The sequence below is a fragment of the Aeromonas sp. 55A genome, from assembly GCF_051919665.1.
In the GTDB taxonomy this organism is placed as follows: domain Bacteria; phylum Pseudomonadota; class Gammaproteobacteria; order Enterobacterales; family Aeromonadaceae; genus Aeromonas; species Aeromonas veronii.
The window spans coordinates 1208970-1231687 of record NZ_JBQBEH010000008.1; the positions used below are offsets into that span (position 1 = coordinate 1208970).

A 22718-nucleotide genomic window follows, 5' to 3' on the forward strand; every position below is an offset into this window, starting at 1 on the left:
ATATACTGGAATCAGGTCTTGGAATATCTTCAAACGGGCTCAGGAGACGTAGTTTGCGTGTGATCCCCCTGTTTTGGTTGCTGTTTCCACTCGGATTGCCCGCCAAGGAGCTGGTGATCTGCGGCACCATGGAGCCCCCGCTCAAGTATCTCGATGCCGATCAGAAACCCCATGGGCTCGATATCGATATAGTCACCGCCATATTCGACAAGCTGGAGACGCCCTTTCGGGTCGAGCTGGCCGACTCCGGTGCCCGCCTCACCCGCAATGCCGAAACCGGCGCCTGCGATCTGGTGATGACCCACTCCTACAAGGCAGAGCGGGAGAGTTATCTCATCTATCCCCAACAGGCCCATCTTCGCCACAGCTGGCACTTCTTCGTGCGCAAGGCGGACCTGATGAAGATCCGCTACGAAACGCTGGCCGACCTCAAACCCTGGCGCATCGGCGTGACCAAGGATTTCTCCTACACCCCTGAACTGGCAGCGGCCATGACCGACCCGACCTATCAGTTCCAGGAGATCACCATGAACCAGCTGCAACTGCGCAAACTGCTGGCCGGACGGATCGATACCGTGCCCATGCCGCTGGTCACCGCCTTCACCCAGATCAAGGAGGAGGGGCTGACAGGCAAGGTCGATTACCTGCCCAAACCGCTCAAGAGCAGCCCCTACTTCAACACCTGGGCCCGCGCACGAGCGGATGCACAGACCCCGGCCCTGATGGCGGCCTACGATGCCGAACTGCTGCGCATGAAGCGAAACGGCAGCCTCAAGGCCCTCTACGACAAGTACGCCATCCCCTATATCGAACCCTGATCAAGGGGTCAGGGTTTCACATCCCGCAGGATAGGGTTTTGCAGCGAAATCAGAGTTTCAGTGGACTGGATCTCGTCGATGGTCTGGATCTTGTTGATCAGCACTATCTGCAGCTCGTCGATGGAGCGGGTCATCACCTTCATGAAGATGCTGTAGTGGCCCGTGGTGTAGTAGGCCTCCACCACTTCGTCCAGCGCCTGCAGCTTGGCCAGCGCCGAGGGGTAATCCTTGGCACTCTTCAGATTGATCCCGATAAAGCAGCAGACGTCGTAACCCAGCTTCTTGGGGTTAACCTGCACCCGTGTCCCCTCGATGATCCCCGCCTGTTTCATCTTCTCCACCCGCACATGGATGGTGCCCGGGCTGACCGCCAGTTGTTTCGCCAGTTCGGCGTAAGGGATCCGCGCATTCTCCATCAGAGCGGTGAGGATGGCCTGATCGAGATTATCGATCCGGTAATTTTCCGGCATTTTTTTGCACTCCCGCTAACGATACCTCATTAAATGACGGCTTATTTTGAAGAAAAAAATACACAAAGCCTATTTCTATTATCGATTATTGAATTTAGTTGGCAATCCGTTGAAGAATCACCACATCCAACGGGGTTTGAAACAGGAATTCAGCATGAAACAGCACTACATTCGCAGCCAACAGCAGATCAGCTTCGTCAAAGAGATGTTCTCCCGCCAACTCGCCCAGCAACTGGGTCTGATGGAGGTGCAAGCCCCCATTCTGAGCCGGGTCGGTGATGGTACTCAGGACAACCTCTCTGGCCACGAGAATGCAGTGCAGGTCAAAGTGAAGACCCTGCCGGAGCACAGCTACGAAGTGGTCCATTCACTGGCCAAATGGAAGCGTCAGACCCTGGGTCGCTTCGGCTTCGGCCCGGGCGAAGGGATCTACACCCACATGAAGGCGCTGCGTCCGGATGAAGACAAGCTCACCCCCATCCACTCCGTCTACGTGGATCAGTGGGACTGGGAGAAGGTAATGCCGAGCGAGCGCCGCGATCTGGCCTATCTGCAGGAAACCGTGCGTGGCATCTGGGCCGCCATCAAGGCCACCGAGCGCGCCGTCTGTGCCGAGCATGAGCTGACCTCCTTCCTGCCGGCCGAGATCCAGTTCCTGCACAGCGAAGAGCTGCTGACCCGCTACCCGGACCTCGATGCCAAGGGGCGCGAGCGTGCCATCGCCAAAGAGCTGGGTGCTGTGTTCCTGATCGGTATCGGCGGTGCCCTCTCCCACGGTGAGCGCCACGATGTGCGCGCCCCGGACTATGACGACTGGAGCAGCCACAACGAGCTTGGTCTGGCGGGTCTGAACGGTGACATTCTGGTGTGGAACCCGGTGCTGCAGGACAGTTTCGAGATCTCCTCCATGGGGATCCGGGTCGATGCCGAGGCACTGCGCCGCCAGCTGGCCATCACCGGCGATGAAGATCGCCTGCAGTATGACTGGCATCAGGATCTGCTGGCCGCACGGATGCCGCAGACCATCGGCGGCGGCATCGGCCAGTCCCGTCTGGCCATGCTGTTGCTGCAAAAAGAGCATATCGGTCAGGTACAGGTTGGTGTGTGGCCCTCTGAAATGAAGGCCGCTATCCCTGGCATACTGTAAACGCGTTGATTTCATCGGTCTGGCCTGTGCGCAATGGCACGCGGGTCAGCCCTGAAGGTGTGTGGCGGTGCGGACTGAACGAGCGCAGTCCGGACATGCTGTAAGTCGCGTGGTCATCCCTGATGGCACGCGGCGAAACCGGGGCTTGCCCCTGCGATCCGCTCAACCCACGCAAGGTCGCGTCACTACATTCCTCCCGGCAATCTTCGGATTGCCGTTTTTTTTGCGCCCGAATCCCCGCCACCAGATATGACAACGCCAGCCCGAGGGCTGGCGTTGCAAACATCGACACGAGATCGGTTACTGGGTCATGGTGAGGCCGTTGCTGTCGGCCCCCAGCACCAGTTTTTTGCCCGGAACGATGCGACCGGAGAGCAGCGCCTGCGCCAGCGGGTTCTCCACCTTCTGCTGGATCGCCCGCTTGAGGGGACGCGCCCCATAGACGGGGTCGAACCCGGCATGCACCAGCTTCTCGAGCAGCGCTTCGCTCACCTCCACCTCGTAGCCCTGAGCCTCCAGTCGCCCCATCAGGCTCTTGAGCTGGATGCGGGCGATGGACTTGATGTGATCCTCGCCGAGCGGATGGAACACCACCGTCTCGTCGATCCGGTTGATAAACTCCGGTCGGAAACTGCGGGCCAGCACATCCATCAGCATGGCCTTCATCTCGTCGTAATCCTTCTCGGAGTGGTGCTCCTGAATCAGATCCGACCCGAGGTTGGAGGTCATGATCACCACCGAGTTACGGAAATCGACGGTGCGACCCTGACCATCTGTCAGGCGGCCATCATCGAGCACCTGCAACAGGATGTTGAACACATCCGGATGCGCCTTCTCCACCTCGTCCAGCAGGATCACCGAGTAGGGACGACGGCGTACCGCCTCGGTCAGATAACCGCCCTCTTCGTAACCCACGTATCCGGGAGGTGCCCCCACCAGACGGGCCACGCTGTGTTTCTCCATGAACTCGGACATATCGATCCGCACCATGGCATCCTGGGTATCGAACAGGAACTCCGCCAGCGCCTTGCACAGCTCGGTCTTGCCCACCCCGGTGGGCCCCAGGAACAGGAAGGAGCCGATGGGGCGGTTAGGGTCGGAGAGACCAGCACGGGAGCGACGAATGGCGTTGGAGACGGCATCGACCGCCTCTTCCTGACCAATCACCCGGCTGTGTAGCTGATCTTCCATCCGCAGCAGCTTATCGCGCTCCCCTTCCAACATACGGGCGACCGGAATACCGGTCCAGCGGGCCAAGACGTCTGCGATCTCCACGTCAGTGACCCGGTTGCGCAGCAGACTGGTCTCCTGCATCTCGGCTTGAGTGGCGAGATCCAGCTGTTTCTCCAGCTCCGGAATGCGGCCATATTGCAGCTCGGACATCCGGCCCAGGTCGCCTGCGCGGCGCGCCACATCGAGATCCTGACGGGCCTGCTCCAGGGCCGCCTTGATATGCTGGGTGCCGGCAAGGGCAGCCTTCTCGGCCTTCCACACTTCGTCCAGCTCGTTGTATTCCCGATCTTTTTCGCCAATCTCCTGATTGATCAGCTCCAGACGCTTGCGGCTGGCGTCGTCGTCCTCCTTCATCAGCGCCTGCTGCTCCAGCTTGAGCTGGATGATGCGCCGCTCGAGACGATCGAGCGCCTCGGGCTTGGAGTCGATCTGTAGCCGGATGCTGGCCGCCGCCTCGTCGATAAGGTCGATGGCCTTGTCCGGCAGCTGGCGATCTGCAATGTAACGGTGCGACAGCTGGGCCGCCGCCACGATGGCAGGATCGGTGATCTGCACATGGTGGTGCAGCTCGTAACGCTCTTTCAGGCCGCGCAGAATGGCGATGGTGTCCTCCACGCTCGGCTCTTCTACCAGCACCTTCTGGAAGCGACGCTCCAGAGCGGCATCTTTCTCGATGTACTGACGGTACTCATCCAGGGTGGTGGCGCCGACGCAGTGCAAGTCACCACGGGCCAATGCCGGTTTCAGCATATTGCCCGCGTCCATTGCCCCTTCGCCCTTGCCGGCGCCGACCATGGTGTGCAGCTCGTCGATAAAGAGGATGACGTTGCCCTCCTCCTTGGCGAGATCGGTCAGCACGGCTTTGAGCCGCTCTTCAAACTCACCGCGATACTTGGCCCCCGCCACTAGCGCCCCCATGTCCAGCGACAGCACCCGCTTGTTCTTCAGCCCTTCCGGCACCTCGCCGTTGATGATGCGCTGGGCCAGCCCTTCGACGATGGCAGTCTTGCCGACGCCGGGGGCACCGATCAGCACGGGGTTGTTCTTGGTACGGCGTTGCAGCACCTGAATGGTGCGGCGGATCTCGTCATCCCGGCCGATCACCGGGTCGAGCTTGCCGAGTTCGGCCCGCTCGGTCAGATCGATGGTGTACTTCTCCAGCGCCTGACGGTTCTCCTCGGCGTTGGCATCCTCAACCTTCTTGCCGCCACGCACCTTGTCGATGGCCGCTTCGAGTTTCTCTTTGGTCAGCCCCTGAGCGCGCAACAGCTCGCCCAGCGTCCCCTTCTCGTCGAGGGCCGCCAGCACGAACAGTTCAGAGGAGATGAACTGGTCCTTGCGCTGCTGGGCCAGTTTGTCGCAGACGTTGAGCAGGCGGCCGAGGCCGTTGGAGAGCTGCACATCCCCTTCCACACCGCTGACACGCGGCAGGCGATCCAGCTCCTCGCCAAGGCGGGAGCGCAGGGCATTGATATCCATCCCGGTCAGAGTGAGCAACGGACGGATGGAGCCGCCATCCTGATTGACCAGTGCGGTCATCAGGTGAACGGGTTCGATGAATTGGTGGTCACGACCCAGTGCCAAAGACTGGGCATCGGAAATAGCAATCTGGAATTTGCTGGTAAGGCGATCGAGGCGCATTGCACTCCCCCTTCAAACAGGCAGACGCCGCTTGCGCGGCAAACAACATAACTTTCTGAGATGAAAGATGAGGCCCGTACGGGCTATTTCAAGGGCATGGGCTGGTTATTTTTTCTGCAAGACGGGACAAGAACAGGATCCCCGCCTCTCTCATACGACTCTGGTCTTGAGAGAGACGGGCTATTACTTGGCGGGTGATTGCTTAGCGGGCCAACCAGATGAGGGAGGCCATCCGGCCGGTCTGGCCGTCGCGGCGATAGGAGTAAAACTGCTCGCTGTCGCTGAAGGTGCAGTATTCGCCACCATAGATGGCGGTGACGCCGGCGCGGGCAAGGCGCAGCCGGGCCAGCTGGTAGATATCCGCCAGCCATTTCCCCTCATTGGACGAAGGGATGAACGCCGCTTCTGCTTCGGCCTGCTCGGCCATAAAGGCCTCGCGCACCTCGCCACCCACTTCAAACGCAGTGGGGCCGATGGCCGGGCCCAGCCAGGCCAGGACCTCGCCCGGCTCGCAGCCCATGGCGACGATGCTCGCCTCCAGCACGCCCTCTTTCAGTCCACGCCAGCCAGCATGTGCTGCGGCCACCACGGTACCGGCCCGATCGCAGAACAACACCGGCAGACAGTCGGCGGTCATCACGATGCAGGCCTGATCCGCCTCATGGGCGCAGGCGGCATCAGCATCCGGCGCCTGCTGATAATGGCTGCTGACCTGATGAACCACGGTGCCGTGTACCTGATTGAGCCAGTTGAGGGGCCCCGGGATGGCGGCCGCCTGCTGCAAGCGGGCGCGATTGGCCTCGACTCGCGCCGGTTCGTCACCCACGTGGGCGCCCAGATTGAGACCGGCAAAGACCCCTTCACTGACGCCGCCATCCCGGGTGGTCGACAACGCCCTGACGCTCGCCGGGGCTGGCCAGTCGGGTTCGATCCATTTCATCTGTGACTCCTTCAATTCACCGATATAAAAACGGGGCTCCTGCAAGGGAACCCCGATTGGCATCTATTCGGGCCGGATGACGCCAGAAACCGACGCAGCAGGCCCTATCACATCAGTTCCAGACCAGATCATCCGGATTGGCGAGCGTATCCGCGCGCAGCACTTCCATCAGCTCCACCATGTCTTGCGGTGTAGCTGAATGCCACTGCATCACTTCACCCGTGATGGGGTGAGCCAGTTGCAGCATGGTGGCATGCAGCGCCTGACGGTTGAAGTTACGCAGTGCCTGAGTCAGCTCAGGGGTCGCGTTGCGCAGCGGGCGCAGACGGCCACCGTAAGCGGGATCACCCACCAGCGGGTGTTTGATGTGCGCCATGTGGACACGGATCTGGTGGGTACGGCCGGTCTCCAGACGCAGACGCAGACGGGTGTGGCCACGGAACTTCTCGTGTACCCGGTAGTGAGTCACGGAGGGGCGGCCATTGGGCACCACTGCCATATGAGTACGCTGGGTCGGGTGACGGCCGATGGGCGCATCGACGGTGCCACCTGCGGTCATGTGACCGATGGCGATCGCTTCGTACTCACGGGTGATCTGGCGCGCCTGCAACGCTTCCACCAGATGGGTCTGGGCGGGTACGGTTTTGGCAACCACCATCAAACCTGTGGTGTCTTTATCCAGACGGTGCACGATACCGGCGCGGGGTACCTCGGCAATGCCGGGGTAGCGGTGCAGAAGGGCGTTGAGGATGGTGCCATCCGGCGTACCTGCGCCCGGGTGAACCACCAGACCGGCCGGTTTGTCGATCACCAGAATGTGTTCATCTTCATAAACGATGTTGAGCTCGATATCCTGGGCATCCCAGCGAGTATCATCTTCCAGCTCGACATTCACATGCACCTGCTGCCCGGCCAGAATCTTCTCGCGCGGGGTGTTGGCAACCTGACCGTCCAGGGTCACTCTGTCCTGTAAAATCCACTCCTTGATGCGGGTGCGGGAGTAGTCTGGAAACAATTCGGCCAGGGCCTGGTCGAGTCGCTGCCCGAATTGGTGATCCTGGAATTCGCCTGTCAGTTCAATATGCTGGCTCATGTATGGTCTCTTGAGCGGGGGGTATCAATTCGAAATAATCCGGGTATTCTAGCTTTTCTTTTAGCCAAGCATAACGGATACTTTGCCAATTTCGTGGAAATGGACCGGATGTTGTTGATGGGAAAGAAGTCTCACCTGCTGATGTCGCTCGCCTTGGTCGCTACCTTGATCACAGGCTGTTCCAGCACCAAACCCAAGGTACCCGACGAACCGCCGGAGACCCTGTACCAGAAAGCACGCCTCAAACTGGACGTTGGCAATTACGTGCAAGCCACTGAATTGCTGGAGGCTTTGGACTCTCGCTACCCGTTCGGCGCCTACTCCAACCAGGTGCAGCTTGACCTCATCTATGCCTACTACAAGCAGGATGATACTGCTCAGGCGATCGCCAATATCGACCGTTTTATCCGCCTCAATCCGGCGCATAAAAATATCGATTACGTCTTCTATATGCGCGGCCTGACCAACATGGCGGCGGATTACAACTTCTTCCAGAGCCTGTTCGGTATCGATCGGGACGACAAAGACCCGGCTTATGCCCGTCAGGCATTCCAGGACTTCAAGACCCTGTTGCAAAACTACCCCAACAGCGTCTATGCCGCCGATGCCCGCGCCCGCATGATTGGCCTGAAAAATCGTCTGGCCCGATATGACCTGAGCGTGGCCGAGTATTACGTGAAGCGTGATGCGCTGGTTGCGGCCGCCAACCGGGCCAAGCTGATTGTCGAAACCTACCCCGACACAGCCGAAACCGAGAAGGCGCTGGAGATCATGGTCGAGTCTTACGACGCTCTGAAGATGCCGCAGTTGGCCAAGCATGCCCGCGAAGTGCTGGCCAAGAACTACCCGGAGAACCGCCTCGGCCGTGGCTGAGTGATACGGATAAACCGGTAATAAAAAACCGATGCCTTGGCATCGGTTTTTTATCGCTGCAATTTAGCCACTGATATTACCCGCAGAGGCTCTGCAGACCAGGGCAGCGTAACGGCGCCTTCCCAACGCCGTCATCGCAACGCTTACTTCGCGACGTTACCCGCCACGTTCAGGGCATCCCAGGTGCGGGAAAAGGGCGGCGCGTAAGCAAAGTCCAGCATGCCGAGCTGCTCGGTAGTCACCCCCATGGTGATGGCGACCGCCAGCGCGTCAATGCGGTGGACCGCCCCCTTGCGACCGAGGATCTGACCACCCAGCAGCCGCTTGCTGCCCGCCTCATAGACCAGCTTGACGTGGATGTCTGACTGACCCGGGCAGTAGTTGGTGTGGCACTTGTCCTTGATCACCACGGTGCGGTAATCGATGCCCATCGCCTTGGCTTCCTGCTCGGAGAGGCCGGTACGGCCCACCTCCAGCCCCAGCACCTTAAGCGCGGCAGAGCCGAGGGTGCCCGGGAACTCCTGCTCAGCCCCGGCCAGGTTCTCACCCACCATACGACCCAGCTTGTTGGCGATGGTGGCGAGCGGCACATAGACCTGCTGCTGCTTCACGCTGTGCCAGACGCTGGCACAGTCACCGGCCGACCAGACATTGGCCAGCGAGCTGCGTCCCTGACGATCCACCTTGATGGCGCCGTTGCCGAGCCGCTCGATACCGGTATCGGCCAGAAAGTCGGTGTTGGGCTTGACCCCGGTGCAGACCACCACGATATCGGCCTCGTACTCACCCTGGCTGGTGCGCACGCCGGTCACCCGGCCATCCCCCAGCAGCGCTTCAACTCGCTCACCCAGATGGAGAGAGACCCCCTGCTCGCGCAGTTCGGTTTCGATGTGCTGGGTGATCTCGCCATCAAACGCGTCGGGGATGACCCGATCCGCCAGTTCGATGAGACGCACCTCTTTGCCTTGATGGACCAGCGCCTCGACCACCTCCAGCCCGATAAAGCCGGAGCCGATCACCACGGCGCGGCGATTGTTCTTGTCTTGTACCGCAGCCTTCAGCGCCAGTCCGTCGGCCATCCGGCGCAGACCGAATACCCCTTGCTGCTGCAAACCGGGGATGGGGGGCATCACTTCACGGGCTCCGGTGGCGATCATCAGCCGATCGTAGCGATCGGTGAAGGTGTCGCCGTTGTGCTCCACCTGCAGGGTCTGGGCAGTTGCGTCAACGCTCAATACCCGATGGCCAATCTTGACCTCGATCCCCTTGGCGGCGAACTGCTCGGGGGTGAACTCGGCCATGTAACCGGGCTCCTGAAACTCGTCACCGACGAAGTAGGGCAGGCCGCAGGCACCGAAAGAGATCACCTCGGAGGCCTCATACACCACGATTTCGGCATCGATGGCCAGACGGCGTGCCTTGGCGGCCGCGCTCATACCGGCGGCTTCGCCACCGATGATCAGAATTCTCATAGTTTTTCCTCTCAATGGCGCAGGGAGGGCATGCCCTCCCTGCGGTCTATGACGGGAAAGAGTCGCCCCTTCCCACGTCCAGATCAACCGACAGCAAATCAGACGGTGGACTCTTCGCCGTCCAGACTCACTTCGTGATCGCTGTTGAACACATGCATGTCAGTCTCGCCCATCAGGCGGCTGGTCACCGTCCCTGCGGTGATGGAGCCGGAGACGTTGAGCGCGGTACGACCCATGTCGATCAGCGGCTCGATGGAGATGAGCAGCCCGGCCAGCGCCACCGGGAAGTCCAGCGCAGAGAGCACGATCAGCGCGGCAAAAGTGGCGCCACCACCAATCCCGGCCACCCCGAAGGAGCTGACGGTGATGATGGCGATCAGGGTCATGATAAAGCCGGGATCCATCGGGTTGACCCCGACAGTCGGTGCAATCATCACAGCCAGCATGGCAGGATAGATACCGGCACAGCCGTTCTGGCCGATGGTGGAACCGAAGGAGGCAGCGAAGTTGGCGATCCCCTCAGGAATACCCAGCGACTTGGTCTGGGTCTGCACGTTCATCGGAATGGAGCCCGCACTGGTACGAGAGGTGAAGGCAAACGCCAGCACCGGAGTGATCTTCTTGAGGAAGCGCAGCGGGTTGATGCCGACCATGCTCACCAGCAGCAGGTGCACGACAAACATGATGGCGATGGCGCCGTAAGAGGCCATCACAAAGCTGAGCAGGTTAAGAATATCCGCGTAGTTGGAACCGGAGACCACCTTGGTCATCAGCGCCAGTACGCCAAACGGGGTCAGGCGCAGCACCAGAGTCACCATCCGCATCACGATGGCATGAGCCACGGCCACGAAGTGGCTGAAGCTGGCGAAGATCTCCGGCTTCTTGCGGGCGATGCCGGTAGCGGAGAGGCCGATGAAGATGGAGAAGATCACTACGGCGATGGTGGAGGTCTTGCGCGCCCCGGTCATGTCGAGGAAGGGGTTGGCCGGAATGAACTCCAGCATCATCTTGGCGAACGACATGCTCTCGACGCTACCGAGGGTGGTCTGCAGCGCAGCGCCACGGGCGCTCTCGGCGGCACCGGAGGTGAGCCCTTCAGCGGTCAGGCCAAACAGGTTGGACATCAGGATGCCTGCCCCAGCGGCGATGGCGGTGGTGAAGATCAGCACGCCTATGGTCATGGCACTGATCTTGCCCAGCGCGGTGCCGCCATTGAGCTTCAAGATAGCGCTGATGATGGAGACCATGATGAGCGGGATGATGATCATCTGCAGCAGCTTCACATAGCCGCTACCCACGATATCCAGATAGTCGATGGTCTGAACAATGACGGGCGAACCTGCACCGTAAAGCAGTTGCAACGCGGCGCCGAACAGAATACCGAGCCCCAGACCGGCAAATACCCGGCGGGTGAAGCTCACATGTTTTTCCTGTAAGCGGTAGAGAAAGAACAGCAAGATGGCGGCGATGGCCAGATTGCCGATAACGCTAAATGTCATGGTATGACTCCCCAAAAAGCGGGCTTGGGCCCGAGAAACAAGAGCAAGCGCCATGCTTGCCCTGGCAACCGTGTCAGACGGTCTGCGCCGTCGTGACAAGAACAAGGGGGTCTATCGCCCCCTTGTCACAGATTCACTGCTTCTGCTGTTTCGCTCGCATGATGTTGATGATTTCGATGTCGGTATCCAGCATCCCCTCTTTGGAGAGGCGGCCCAGATTGGCGATGGTCTGGTCCACATCGTCGGAGACGATCCCCTCGCTCTGGGGGACATGCAGGTTGTTGATAGCCATCAGGGAAGACTTCACTGCGGCCGAGGTGGAGGTGGAGACCTTCATGGAGCAGGCGCTGCCCGCACCGTCGCAGATGATGCCGGAGACATCGCCAATCATGTTGTTGATGCAGTGGCTGATCTGCTGATACTGGCCGCCCAGCAGCCAGGTGATGGCGGCACCGGCCCCCATGGCGGCTGTACTGGCGGCGCAGAGGGCCGACAGCTTGTTCTGATAGGTCTTGATGTAGATGGCCACCAGATGGCTCATCACCAGTGCCCGGGTCAGCTGCTCGTCGCTCGCCTTGAGGAAGCGGGCAGCCGCGACCACAGGCATGGTGGCGGCAATGCCCTGATTGCCGGAGCCGGAGTTGGACATGGCGGGCAGCATGGCACCATCCATCCGTGCATCGGAGGCAGCGGAGGAGAGGCGCATCGCCAGAGTCATCAGGTCATCGGAGAGCAGCTTGCGCTCCACCTGTTCGGTGAGGATCTTGCCGATCTTCAGGCCGTAACCCTGTAATCCTTCATCTGCCAGCGCCTGATTCATGGTGGCGGCCTCGCGGATAAAGTCGATCTCCGCCAGCGGCACTTCCAATGCAAAATCGACGATCTCCCGCAGGGTCATGGCCGGTTTGGCGGATTTGGCTGGCTGGATCTGCACACCGGGGGCACTGGCCTGCTCCATCAGCACCTCGCCATCCTTCTCCATCAGGATGATGCGGGTGTGGTCGGTACAGATCACCACCCGGGCACTATGACCCCTCACTTCGGCCAGCACCTCGGCGTAGAGCACATCCGGCACATCCTTCACATCCACCTTGATCACCGGCAGCAGCGCCTTGGCCGCTTCCACCTGTTCTGGCGTGAGGGTCTTGAGCACCTCCAGCCCGGCATCGGGATTGCCGCCGGTGATGCCGACCGCAGCGGCCACCGGCAGACCGATCATGCCGGTGCCCGGCACCCCGACTCCCATGCCGTTCTTGAACAGATTGCCACTGACCCAGACGCTGATGCGGGTCGGGGTCTCCCCCAGCAGCTTGCGGCAGTTGGCCGCCGCCAGCGCCACCGACATCGGCTCGGTACAGCCCAGGGCCGGCACCACTTCACGCTTGAGCAGGGTAATAAAGTCGGTCCATTGTGCTTTCATCGCAGTGTTTCTCATGTTCAGGGTGCCCGCAGGCAGTTATTGCTTGTTCAGATCCGCCTTGTGATTACGGATATGCAGATAAACAGTATGACGGGAGATGCCGAGCATCCGGGCAACCAGCTGGGCCGCCTCCTTGATCTCGAAGATCCCCATGTCGAAGAGCCGGGTCACTATCTCCTTGTTGCGCACCGTGCAGGAGAGCGAATCATCCCGATCCACCTTCTCAATCACCTGGGTCACCAGATCGTCCACCGAGCTGGCAAAGGTCTCGTTGTTGAGCGGCGCCGGTGCCGCTGGCAACGCAAAGGTATCGAGCAGGCTGCCAAGGGAGGTATCCAGACTGAAGTTCACGCAGAGCATGCCGATGGGCTTGCCCTGCCGGTTGCTGATAGTGATGGAGGAGGACTTCATCAGCGTCCCGTCGCGGGTACGGCTGAAGTAGCTGCTCCACTGGCTGCCCGCCTCCCCCTGCAAGCGGTTGAGGGCAAAGTCGGTGACCGGCGCCCCCTCCCGACGACCGGTGATATGGCCGTTGGCAATCTTGATGACCGATGCATCCAGCGTATCGAACGCATGCAACACCACCTCGCCCCCTGCGCCAAACAGCGCGGCCAGCGCCTCGACCGCAGGCTCGAAACTGGCGATCAGATGACGTTCTTCATCCGTTAACGAATTGATCTGGTCAGTGGTGGCTGCTGTGGACATATATGAGTAACTTTGAGTAAACCGCAGTTGATTCTACTATCAACAAGATCAACTAATGTTGAGCGGCATTCCCTTTTTGCTCGCCATTATGCCCACCTTTTAACAAAGTGCGACAAATTGTGAAGCGGCGCACAGCCGGGCGGCAACTCAGAGGTGATAGCGAGCCAGCAGCTGCTTGTAGGCGGGGGTCTGTTTGAACGCCTTGAGGGCAGAGGAGAAGCGGATAGCCAACTGGTCGTGGCCGGGCTTGTGGGTAAACGCGAGGAAGTTGCGGTTGTCGTCGGTCAGCAGGCGCGAGCCGTGGCTCACCTGATCCTGCAACCCCTGGGTATGCAGCAGATAACGACCGACCCGCTCGTTGAGCACTACCCCGTCCAGCCGACCTGCCATCATCAGATGCAGCTGTTTGATGGCATTCCCCTCCCCCGTCATCGGCATCCGGATCACCCCGGGATCGATCAGAAAATCGGGACTGTAGGCATAATCTTCCTGAATACCTATCCGCAGACCCTTGAGGTCGGAGAGCTGTTTGAAATCCACCGGACGGGCCGATGGATAGAAGAGCACTTCGCCGCTGTAAGAGAGCGGCTCTTCGGGGTAGTGGAGCCAGTGCTGGCGGGAAGGTTCAAAGAAGACATCGAGCACCGCATCCCCCTGCCTGAGACGGGCCTGCTGCAGAACCCGCTTCCAGGGCAGCACCCTGATTTCAGTGCGATAACCCATCTGGCGCAACACGGTACAGGCCAGATCGAGATCGGCGCCGGCCAGCTCGCCATTGTCACCACGCATCACATAAGGGGGCCACAGCTCGGTCAGCAGCGTCAGAGTCGGCGGCTCGTCTGTCGCCACAGCCGAACCAGCACCAAACAGGGAGGCCAGCAGCCAACCGTACAACCCGATCCTTCGCCAACCCTGACACCACATCATGGAGATCCCTCATGGTCCGTATGGATTGAGGATATACAAGGGATGGGCAATAAAAAAGGAGGCCGAAGCCTCCTTGATATCCACTCTCTGAATGGCACTTACAGTGCTTTCAGGATTGCCTCGACGCTGGCCTTGGCATCGCCAAACAGCATCTGGGTATTTTCCTTGAAGAACAGCGGGTTCTGGACACCGGCGTAGCCAGTGTTCATGGAGCGCTTGAAGCCGATGACATTCTGCGCTTTCCACACTTCCAGCACCGGCATACCGGCGATCGGGCTGCCCGGATCTTCCATCGCGGCCGGGTTGACGGTGTCGTTGGCACCGATCACCAGCACGGTGTCGGTATCGGCGAAGTCCTCGTTGATCTCGTCCATTTCCAGCACGATGTCATACGGGACTTTCGCTTCCGCCAGCAGCACGTTCATGTGGCCAGGCAGACGACCGGCAACCGGGTGGATACCGAAGCGCACCTTGACGCCGCGGTCACGCAGCTTCTGGGTGATCTCGGCAACCGGATACTGAGCCTGTGCCACCGCCATACCGTAGCCCGGGGTGATGATGACGGAGCTGGAGTTCTTCAGCAGGTCAGCCACTTCCTCGGCGCTGGTTTCGCGGTATTCGCCCATCTCCTGATCAGCCGTGGAGGCCACGCCATCGGAGCCGAAGCCACCGGCGATCACGGAGATGAAGGAGCGGTTCATCGCCTTACACATGATGTAGGAGAGGATCGCACCGGAGGAACCCACCAGGGCACCGGTGACGATCAGCAGGTCATTGGAGAGCATGAAGCCCGCCGCCGCCGCCGCCCAACCGGAGTAGGAGTTCAGCATGGAGACCACCACCGGCATGTCTGCGCCACCGATGGAGGCAACCAGATGCCAGCCGAAGGCGAAGGCGATCAAGGTCATCACCAGCAGGGCGAAGGTAGAGCCGCCCGCGTTGACGAAGTAGACCATCAGCGCCAGAGAAGCGACCACGGCCAGCAGGTTCAGCTTGTGGCGGTGCGGCAGCATCAGCGGCTTGGAGGAGATCAGACCGCGCAGTTTGCCGAAGGCAACCACGGAACCGGTGAAGGTCACGGCACCGATGAAGACGCCCAGGAAGATCTCGACCAAATGGATGTTCAGCATGGCGCCGGTCAGGTGCTCGACCTGAGCAACGCTGTTGGCCTGCTCGAACGCCGCACGGGCGGCTGCCAGGGTGGCATCCAGGTTGGAACCGACGGAGACGACCACCTCAGCAGGTGCAGAGGGGTGCAGATCGATGAAGCTGTTGAAGCCCACCAGCACTGCCGCCATACCCACGAAGCTGTGCAGCACGGCCACCAGCTCGGGCATCTCGGTCATCTCGACCTTGAGTGCCAGACGCACGCCGATGGCACCGCCAATCACCATGGCCAGGATGATCCAGTGAACACCGCTGGTCTCCGGGTTGAATACGGTAGCGAGCAGGGCGATAGCCATACCCGCGATACCGAACAGGTTGCCATGCTTGGCCGTTTCTTGCTTCGACAGTCCCGCGAGACTGAGGATGAAGAGCACGGCGGCAACGATATAGGATGCTGTTACCAGTCCTTGAGACACGTTAAACCCCCTTAATCCTTACGGAACATCTTCAGCATGCGCTGAGTGACGGTGAAGCCGCCGAAGATGTTGATACTGGCAATCAGCACGGCGACGAACGCCAGCGCGGTGACCAGGGTCGACCCTTGCCCGATCTGCAGCAGGGCACCGACCACGATAATGCCGGAGATGGCATTGGTGACCGACATCAGCGGCGTATGCAGGGCGTGCGATACGTTCCACACCACGTAGTAACCGACCACACAGGCCAGGATGAATACGGTGAAGTGGGAGAGGAAGGCTGCCGGGGCAACGGAGGCGATCCAGCCGAAGGCGGCGATGCCGAGGGCACCGAACACGAACTTCTTGTTGGAAGGCTTGGCCTCTTCCTTCTTGGCTGCCGGTTTGGCGGCGGCCGGTTTCTGCGGGGCAGCAGAGACGGAGATGGCGGGCGGCGGGAAGGTCACTTCACCGGCCTGGATCACCGTCATGTTGCGCTGAACCACATCTTCGAAGTCGATGGCAACGTTGCCGTCCTTCTCCTTGCACATCAGCTTCATCAGGTTGACCAGGTTGGTACCGTAGAGCTGGGAGGATTGGGCAGGCAGACGGCCCGGCAGATCGGTGTAACCGATCACCTTGACGCCGTTGTCGGTGACATGCAGCTCACCCGGCACTGTGTATTCACAGTTGCCGCCAGCCTGAGCGGCCATGTCCACGATGACGGAGCCCGGCTTCATGCTGTCGACCATCTCTTTGGTGATCAGCTTGGGAGCCGGCTTGCCCGGGATCAGAGCGGTGGTGATGATGATGTCCACCTCTTTGGCCTGCTGGGCGAACAGCTCCATCTCGGCCTTGATGAACTCATCGGACATGACTTTGGCGTAACCATCGCTGGATGCACCATCTTCGCCACCGAAGTCCAGCTTGAGGAATTCCCCACCCATGGATTCGATCTGCTCGGCCACTTCCAGACGGGTGTCGAAGGCACGCACGATGGCACCGAGGGAACCGGCCGTACCGATGGCAGCCAGACCGGCAACACCGGCACCGATCACCAGTACCTTGGCAGGCGGCACTTTACCGGCTGCGGTGATTTGACCGGTGAAGAAGCGACCGAACTGGTGCGCAGCTTCAACCACAGCGCGATAGCCACCGATGTTGGCCATGGAAGAGAGGGCATCGAGGGACTGGGCACGGGAGATCCGCGGCACCATATCCATCGCCATCACATTGATGTTGCGCTCGGACAGCTTCTTGACCAGCTCAGGGTTCTGGGCAGGCCAGATGAAGCTCACCAGAGTGGCGCCATCTTTAATTTGTGCGATCTCGGCATCGGTCGGCGCATTGACCTTGAAGATAAGGTCGGCTTGCCAGACATTCGGCACCACGCTGGCACCGGCAGCCTCGAAGGCGGCATCATCGAAGCTGGCCGACAGGCCTGCGCCGGTCTCGATGGCGACCTCGAAGCCGAGCTTTTTCAGCTGCTCGACGGTAGCCGGGGTCGCTGCGACCCGGGTCTCACCGGCGAGACTCTCTCTCGGTATTCCAATCTGCATGACTATTCCCTGATGGTTAATAAACAATCGCTGCCCAGTGTCTCACTTCTGACGAAACAAGACATGACCAAAGTGCAGGTCCAGGGCTCTTTGTTATGAAAATCAGTAGGCTTTACCTCAACCTCCTGTCATGGTCAGGCCCCCGCTTTTCAGGCGCGAAGGTGATTAGTATCAAATTTTGGAGTTTTATTACAACCGCAGTCCCGACGGCACTCGTACAGAATTCAGCCCATCCCTAGCTACGATTAAAAAAAACAAACCAAATTAGAGGCTTATACCAGTAAAAACGGCTGAAAAAAGTGATCCAACCAGTCAAAAAAAATGTTTTACCGGCCCTCTATCTTAGCGTTTTTTGTTCTTACGAAATCCGCTTTCGTCGCACTTCTCGCAGCGAAACGCCGAAAAGTAACATTTTCCCAACAAAAGCGGGGCCGCTCAGCCGCCAGATGGCGGAAGAGGACCCCGGCAATTCAATCGTTTCGCCCGTTTGGCACCGATTGGCGGCCCTTACCAGGCCGCTTCATAAATATGCTGGCTCTGCACCAGATCGATATCGCCGTGCTCGCCGATGGCAGTCATACCGTGCTCCCCCAGCTTGCCGATCAGGGTGTCGATACCCAGATCTTTCAGACCGTAGTCGCGCAGTCGGGTCTTGACCCCCATCCGCTCGAAGAAGTCGCGGGTCGCGGCGATGGCATCGTCGATGCGTTCCGCTTCGCTGCCGCTGTTCAGACCCCACACCCGCTCTGCGTATTGCAGCAGCTTGGCATGCTTCTGTTTGCGCTTGGCCTGCAGCAGGGCAGGCAGCACCACCGCCAGAGTCTGGGCATGGTCAAGGCCGTGCAGAGCGGTCAGCTCGTGACCCAGCATGTGGGTGGCCCAGTCCTGCGGCACACCGGCACCAATCAGGCCGTTCAGCGCCATGGTGGCACTCCACATGATGTTGGCGCGCACCTCATAGTTGTGCGGTTCGGCCAGCGCCTTGGGGCCCTCTTCAATCAGGGTCAGCAGCAAGCCTTCGGCGAAGCGATCCTGCACCTTGGCGTTGACCGGATAGGTGAGGTACTGCTCCACGATGTGGACAAAAGCATCCACCACCCCGTTCGCCACCTGACGCTCAGGCAGAGTGTAGGTGAGCACCGGATCCAGCACGGCGAAGCGCGGCATCACGAACGGCGAGAAGAAGTGCACCTTGTCGCCACTGCTGCGACGGGTGATGACGGCGCCCATGTTCATTTCGGAACCGGTCGCCGGCAGGGTCAGCACGGAACCAAGCGGGATGGCGGAGCGCACTTCGCTGCCGACGGTCTCGAGAATGTGCCAGGGATCCTTGGCCAGCTCGTAGTGCGCGGCAGCAGCGATAAACTTGGTGCCATCGAGCACGGAACCACCACCAACGGCGAGCAGGAAGTCGACCCGCTCGGCACGGGCCAGCTCCACGGCGCCCATCAGGGTCTCGTAGGCCGGGTTCGGTTCGATGCCGCCAAATTCAAACAGGGTCATGCCAGCCAGCTCGTTACGGATCTGCTCCAACAAGCCGCTGCGTACCACGCTGCCACCACCGTAGGTGATCATGACGCGGGCATCGCTCGGAAGCTGCTCGCGCAGCTGGGCGATCTGCCCTTGGCCGAACAGGATTTTGGTCGGGGTATGGAGAGTAAAGTTGTTCATCGACATTGCCTTCTTCTGATAGTCAGGGCGGCCTGGCCGCGAAATCGTGATTGCATTTTTCTCCAGAACAACACTACCATCAAGACAACATCCTGCTTGATTCTTGCCTATTTCTACAAAGCAGCGAAAACCGGAACTGTCGAATCAAAGAGCACCCATGCAAAACCGTTACAGCGACCTCGCCGCCAGATTGACCCGCCACGTCACCGCACCCGGCATCACCCCATCACCGGTGAAACAGGTCAACCTCATCTATACCACCGAGCACCATGGCCGCACCCCGGTGCTCTACCAACCGCGGATGATCGTTATCCTGCAGGGACACAAGGTGGGTTATCTGGCGGATCAGGTGTTTCGCTACGACCCCAACCACTATCTGCTGATGACCCTGCCGCTGCCCTGCGAGTGCGAGTGCTTCGCCTCCCCCGAGCAGCCGCTTATCGGTTTTACCATCGAGATCGATCTGGTCACCCTGCAAGAGCTGCTGCTGGAGCTGGGCGATGCCCTGCCCGCCCCCGCGCCGCAAAAGAGCGGCGTCCACTCGGTCCCCCTGTCGGAAACCATGTTCTGCGCCGCCGAGCGACTGATCGAGCTGATGGACAACCCGTTGCACGCCAGGGTGCTGGGGCCGCAGACGGTGCGGGAGATGCTGTTCCACGCCCTCACCGAGGGGGGCGGCCCGGCGCTGCAGGCGCTCGCCAATCGCCACAACCATGTGGGCCAGATCGCCCGGGTGCTGCGTATGATAGAGTCCCGTTATGCCGACAACCTCACCATGGAGGAGCTGGCGCGGGAGGTGAACATGAGCGTCTCCGCCTTTCACCACCACTTCAAGGCGGTCACTGCTACCTCGCCGCTGCGGTACATCAAGTCGTTTCGCCTGCACAAGGCGCGGATGATGATGCTGCACGACGGCATCAAGGCGGGCACCGCGGCGGCCAGAGTCGGTTACGAGAGCAACTCCCAGTTCAGTCGGGAGTACAAGCGCTTCTTCGGCAGCACGCCGACGGATCAGGCCTCCCGCTTCCGGGATGGCCAGCTGCGCATCATCGAGGGATAACAAGAGAGGGATTACTTATGCGTTCACTGCTTTGCCTGTTCACCGCTTTACTGCTGACGGCCTGTACCGGGATTGCCGACGGCATTCGCCCCGTTACCGGCTTCCAGCTCGATCGTTATCTTGGCACCTGGTATGAGATTGCCCGCCTCGACCACAGCTTCGAGCGGGGGCTGGAGCAGGTGAGCGCCACCTACAGCCTGCGGGACGATGGTGGCGTCAAGGTGCTCAACCGCGGCAAGCAGAGCGATGGCAGCTGGCGCGAAGCCGAGGGCAAGGCCTACTTCGTCGATAGTCCTGACGAGGCGCGGCTCAAGGTGAGCTTCTTCGGCCCCTTCTACGGCGGCTACAACGTCATCGACCTCGATCCCGATTACCAGCTCTCGCTGGTGACCAGCTACAACCACGACTATCTCTGGATCCCCTCCCGCTCACCCAACCCGCCCAAGGCAAAGGTGGATGCGCTGGTCGCCAAGGCGAAGTCGCTGGGCTTTGCCACCGACCAGCTTATCTGGGTCAAGCAGAACCCTTAAGCCAGTCGTGAAATGACAAAGGGCAGCCCGCGGGCTGCCCTTTTTCATGGAGAGTAGGCGGAGGATCAGAGCCGGAAGCGGCCGATCTCCTGCTCCAGCCGCTCGGTCAGCGACTTGAGTTCGGCCGCCTGCGCCGCCTCGTTGCCCGCCTGCTCGGCAAGCTCTTGCGAGACGTGGCGGATATTTTCGGTATTGCGGCTGATCTCGCCGGTCACCGAAGTCTGCTCCTCGGCCGCCGCGGCGATCTGGGTCGCCATGTCGCTGATGGAGCCGATCGCCTCGTTGATCCGGGCAAGGCTCTGGTTGGCCGCTTCCGCATCCTCGACGCTGGTACCCGCCAGCTGACGGCTGGTCTCCATGCCACCCACGGCGCGGCGGGTGGTCTGCTGCAGGGTTTCGATCATCTGCTGGATCTCGTCGGTGGAGTCGTGGGTACGGCGTGACAGCACCCGCACCTCGTCCGCCACTACCGCAAAACCGCGGCCCTGCTCACCGGCCCGGGCCGCCTCGATGGCGGCGTTGAGCGCCAGCAGGTTGGTCTGCTCGGCGATGCCGCTGATGGTCGCCAGAATGCCGCTGATCTTCTGGGCATGGCTGTCGAGCTCATTGATGATTTGGCTGGCATCGGCCACTTCGTCCGCCAGACCGGTAATGCTGCGCTGACTCTGGCCAACCTGGGATTGACCGGCGACCGCCAGTGCGACCGCATCGGTGGCGGTGGTGGCGGCAAACTCGGCGTTGCCGGCGATCTCCTGGGTAGCGGAAGCCATCTCGGTCACCGCGGTCGCCACCATCACGATCTCGTCCTGCTGCTGGCGCACCCGCTGACTGCGAGCCTGCGCCCCGGCCGCCTGGGCACGGGACTGTGCCGCCAGCTCGACGGTCACATCCCGCAGCCGGCTGACGATACCGTGCAGCCGCGCCACAAACTGGTTGAAGTTCTGGGCCAGCTGACCCACCTCATCCTTGCTGTGAGTGTTGATGTGAACGGTGAGATCCCCCTCGCCGTGGGCAATGTCGTGCAGGGCGTGCGCGACCCGACCGAGATCGGCGAACAGGTATTTGAAGGTGGCGGTGAGCAGGGCGCTGAACACCAGCATCAGCACCAGGGTCAGCCCCACCAGCTCCCACAGCAGACTGCTGAGCGGCGCTTCCAGCACATCGCGATACATCACCATGGCCAGCAGCCAGTCGGTGCCCGGCACCGGTTGTACCGCCAGCAGCACATCCCGCCCGTCGAGGGTGGCGGCGTGCAGCTCGCTGTTTTCGCGGCCCCACTGCTGGAAGGTGGCGGCAGAGAGTCCCGGCGCCAGCTCGGCGATGGGCTTGAGTGCTAGATCCTTCTGCGGATGGCCGACGATGAGGCCACTGCTGTCGAGCAGCATGGCGTAGCCCTCACCCTGCACCTTCATCGCCAGCACCTCGTCAATAAGCTTGTCGAGCGCCAGGTTGGCCCCCACGGCGCCGACCAGCTCGCCCTGATGGCGTACCGGCTCGGAAAGAGTGACCACCAGCTTCTGCATGGTGACGCTGACATAGGGGGCAGTGACGATGAGCTGCCCCGCCTTCACCGCATCCTGATACCAGGGGCGCTCGCGTGGGTCATAGTTGCCGGTGTTGAGGGAGGGATCCTGCCGGGTCATCACCCCCTGCGCGGAGCCAAAATAGGTGAGCCCGAACCCACCGGAGGTATAGGCCTGCTTCAGGTGGGGCACCAGCTCGGCTTGGGGGTTATCGCTGATCAGGTTGACCAGCGCATGGACGGTGTTCTTGCGATCCGTCATCCATTCGCCGATGGCGACCGAGTAGGCGTGGCCATAGTTGACCGCCTCGCTCTGGATGGCGCTCATGGTGCGGGATTTTAGGGTGTGAAAGGCAACGATGCCGAGCAGTGATGCCATCAGCAGCACTACGCCAAGACTGGTGGCCAGCAGCTTGCCGCGCAGAGAGAGGGTCATGACGACGAATCCTTGTTGTTGTGTCAGGCAGGGAAAACCCTGATGTATCAAAGGCTATCGGCCGCAATATGAACAGACTTTAGTGAATCTGTATATTTTCCCATCTATCAACAACAGAACGCGCTATTCGTGTGAACCAG

The 22718-nt window shown here is 60.6% G+C and carries 18 protein-coding genes; 5 read left to right on the forward strand and 13 right to left on the reverse strand.

The genetic code is table 11. The annotated features are described in order from the left end of the window. Positions 1-53 precede the first annotated feature (53 nt). On the forward strand, positions 54-818 hold the full coding sequence (locus ACTG2G_RS09655) for a substrate-binding periplasmic protein (protein ID WP_421386811.1): 765 nt from the start codon (positions 54-56) through the stop codon (positions 816-818). Between the two features lie 8 nt (positions 819-826). Here the strand turns inward: ACTG2G_RS09655 and asnC are convergent, their stop codons facing one another. Beyond that, complete coding sequence (asnC, locus tag ACTG2G_RS09660) at positions 827-1288, reverse strand: transcriptional regulator AsnC (protein ID WP_005339783.1); 462 nt, start codon at positions 1286-1288, stop codon at positions 827-829. Positions 1289-1442: 154 nt separating this feature from the next. Here asnC and asnA point away from each other — a divergent pair, with 154 nt between their 5' ends. Further along, entirely contained in the window at positions 1443-2435 is a 993-nt protein-coding gene (gene asnA, locus ACTG2G_RS09665; RefSeq protein ID WP_421386809.1) for an aspartate--ammonia ligase, read from the forward strand. 300 nt (positions 2436-2735) lie between these two features. Here asnA and clpB read toward each other — a convergent pair whose 3' ends face one another. The 3 genes from clpB to rluD form a co-directional block, all read right to left on the reverse strand. Continuing rightward, complete coding sequence (clpB, locus tag ACTG2G_RS09670; RefSeq protein WP_421386808.1) at positions 2736-5309, reverse strand: ATP-dependent chaperone ClpB; 2574 nt, start codon at positions 5307-5309, stop codon at positions 2736-2738. A gap of 202 nt (positions 5310-5511) precedes the next feature. After that, positions 5512-6249 (reverse strand): peptidoglycan editing factor PgeF, encoded by a 738-nt coding sequence (gene pgeF, locus ACTG2G_RS09675; protein ID WP_216952251.1) that lies wholly within the window; start codon positions 6247-6249, stop codon positions 5512-5514. Between the two features lie 112 nt (positions 6250-6361). Further along, the gene (rluD, locus tag ACTG2G_RS09680) at positions 6362-7342 is read right to left on the reverse strand and encodes a 23S rRNA pseudouridine(1911/1915/1917) synthase RluD (RefSeq protein ID WP_005339771.1); all 981 of its coding nucleotides are present in this window, start codon (positions 7340-7342) and stop codon (positions 6362-6364) included. 117 nt (positions 7343-7459) lie between these two features. Here rluD and ACTG2G_RS09685 point away from each other — a divergent pair, with 117 nt between their 5' ends. Next, complete coding sequence (locus ACTG2G_RS09685; protein WP_019446583.1) at positions 7460-8215, forward strand: outer membrane protein assembly factor BamD; 756 nt, start codon at positions 7460-7462, stop codon at positions 8213-8215. A 143-nt stretch (positions 8216-8358) separates the two neighbouring features. Here ACTG2G_RS09685 and ACTG2G_RS09690 read toward each other — a convergent pair whose 3' ends face one another. From ACTG2G_RS09690 to yqhD, 8 genes are all read right to left on the reverse strand, one after another. Then, positions 8359-9687, reverse strand: coding sequence for a CoA-disulfide reductase (locus ACTG2G_RS09690; RefSeq protein WP_421386806.1), 1329 nt, complete (start codon positions 9685-9687; stop codon positions 8359-8361). A 98-nt stretch (positions 9688-9785) separates the two neighbouring features. Next, complete coding sequence (locus ACTG2G_RS09695; protein WP_005341918.1) at positions 9786-11186, reverse strand: L-cystine transporter; 1401 nt, start codon at positions 11184-11186, stop codon at positions 9786-9788. 133 nt (positions 11187-11319) lie between these two features. Continuing rightward, positions 11320-12621, reverse strand: coding sequence for an L-cysteine desulfidase family protein (locus tag ACTG2G_RS09700; protein ID WP_203119773.1), 1302 nt, complete (start codon positions 12619-12621; stop codon positions 11320-11322). Between the two features lie 21 nt (positions 12622-12642). Next, on the reverse strand, positions 12643-13311 hold the full coding sequence (locus ACTG2G_RS09705; protein WP_421386804.1) for a helix-turn-helix transcriptional regulator: 669 nt from the start codon (positions 13309-13311) through the stop codon (positions 12643-12645). A gap of 147 nt (positions 13312-13458) precedes the next feature. Next, complete coding sequence (locus tag ACTG2G_RS09710; RefSeq protein WP_139747685.1) at positions 13459-14238, reverse strand: substrate-binding periplasmic protein; 780 nt, start codon at positions 14236-14238, stop codon at positions 13459-13461. 98 nt (positions 14239-14336) lie between these two features. Then, entirely contained in the window at positions 14337-15821 is a 1485-nt protein-coding gene (gene pntB / locus ACTG2G_RS09715; protein WP_069526987.1) for a Re/Si-specific NAD(P)(+) transhydrogenase subunit beta, read from the reverse strand. Positions 15822-15832: 11 nt separating this feature from the next. Beyond that, positions 15833-17359 carry a Re/Si-specific NAD(P)(+) transhydrogenase subunit alpha gene (pntA, locus tag ACTG2G_RS09720; protein ID WP_005357557.1) on the reverse strand — a complete coding sequence of 509 codons (1527 nt, stop codon included), beginning with the start codon at positions 17357-17359 and terminating at the stop codon, positions 15833-15835. 507 nt (positions 17360-17866) lie between these two features. Further along, complete coding sequence (gene yqhD / locus ACTG2G_RS09725) at positions 17867-19030, reverse strand: alcohol dehydrogenase (protein WP_421386803.1); 1164 nt, start codon at positions 19028-19030, stop codon at positions 17867-17869. 157 nt (positions 19031-19187) lie between these two features. On the opposite strand from yqhD, the gene ACTG2G_RS09730 reads away from it, so the two are divergent. Both ACTG2G_RS09730 and ACTG2G_RS09735 read left to right on the forward strand, forming a co-directional pair. Then, positions 19188-20090, forward strand: coding sequence for an AraC family transcriptional regulator (locus ACTG2G_RS09730; RefSeq protein WP_421386802.1), 903 nt, complete (start codon positions 19188-19190; stop codon positions 20088-20090). 17 nt (positions 20091-20107) lie between these two features. Next, complete coding sequence (locus ACTG2G_RS09735) at positions 20108-20620, forward strand: lipocalin family protein (protein WP_439985392.1); 513 nt, start codon at positions 20108-20110, stop codon at positions 20618-20620. Positions 20621-20685: 65 nt separating this feature from the next. Here ACTG2G_RS09735 and ACTG2G_RS09740 read toward each other — a convergent pair whose 3' ends face one another. Continuing rightward, entirely contained in the window at positions 20686-22578 is a 1893-nt protein-coding gene (locus ACTG2G_RS09740) for a methyl-accepting chemotaxis protein (RefSeq protein ID WP_005357549.1), read from the reverse strand. Positions 22579-22718 lie beyond the last annotated feature (140 nt).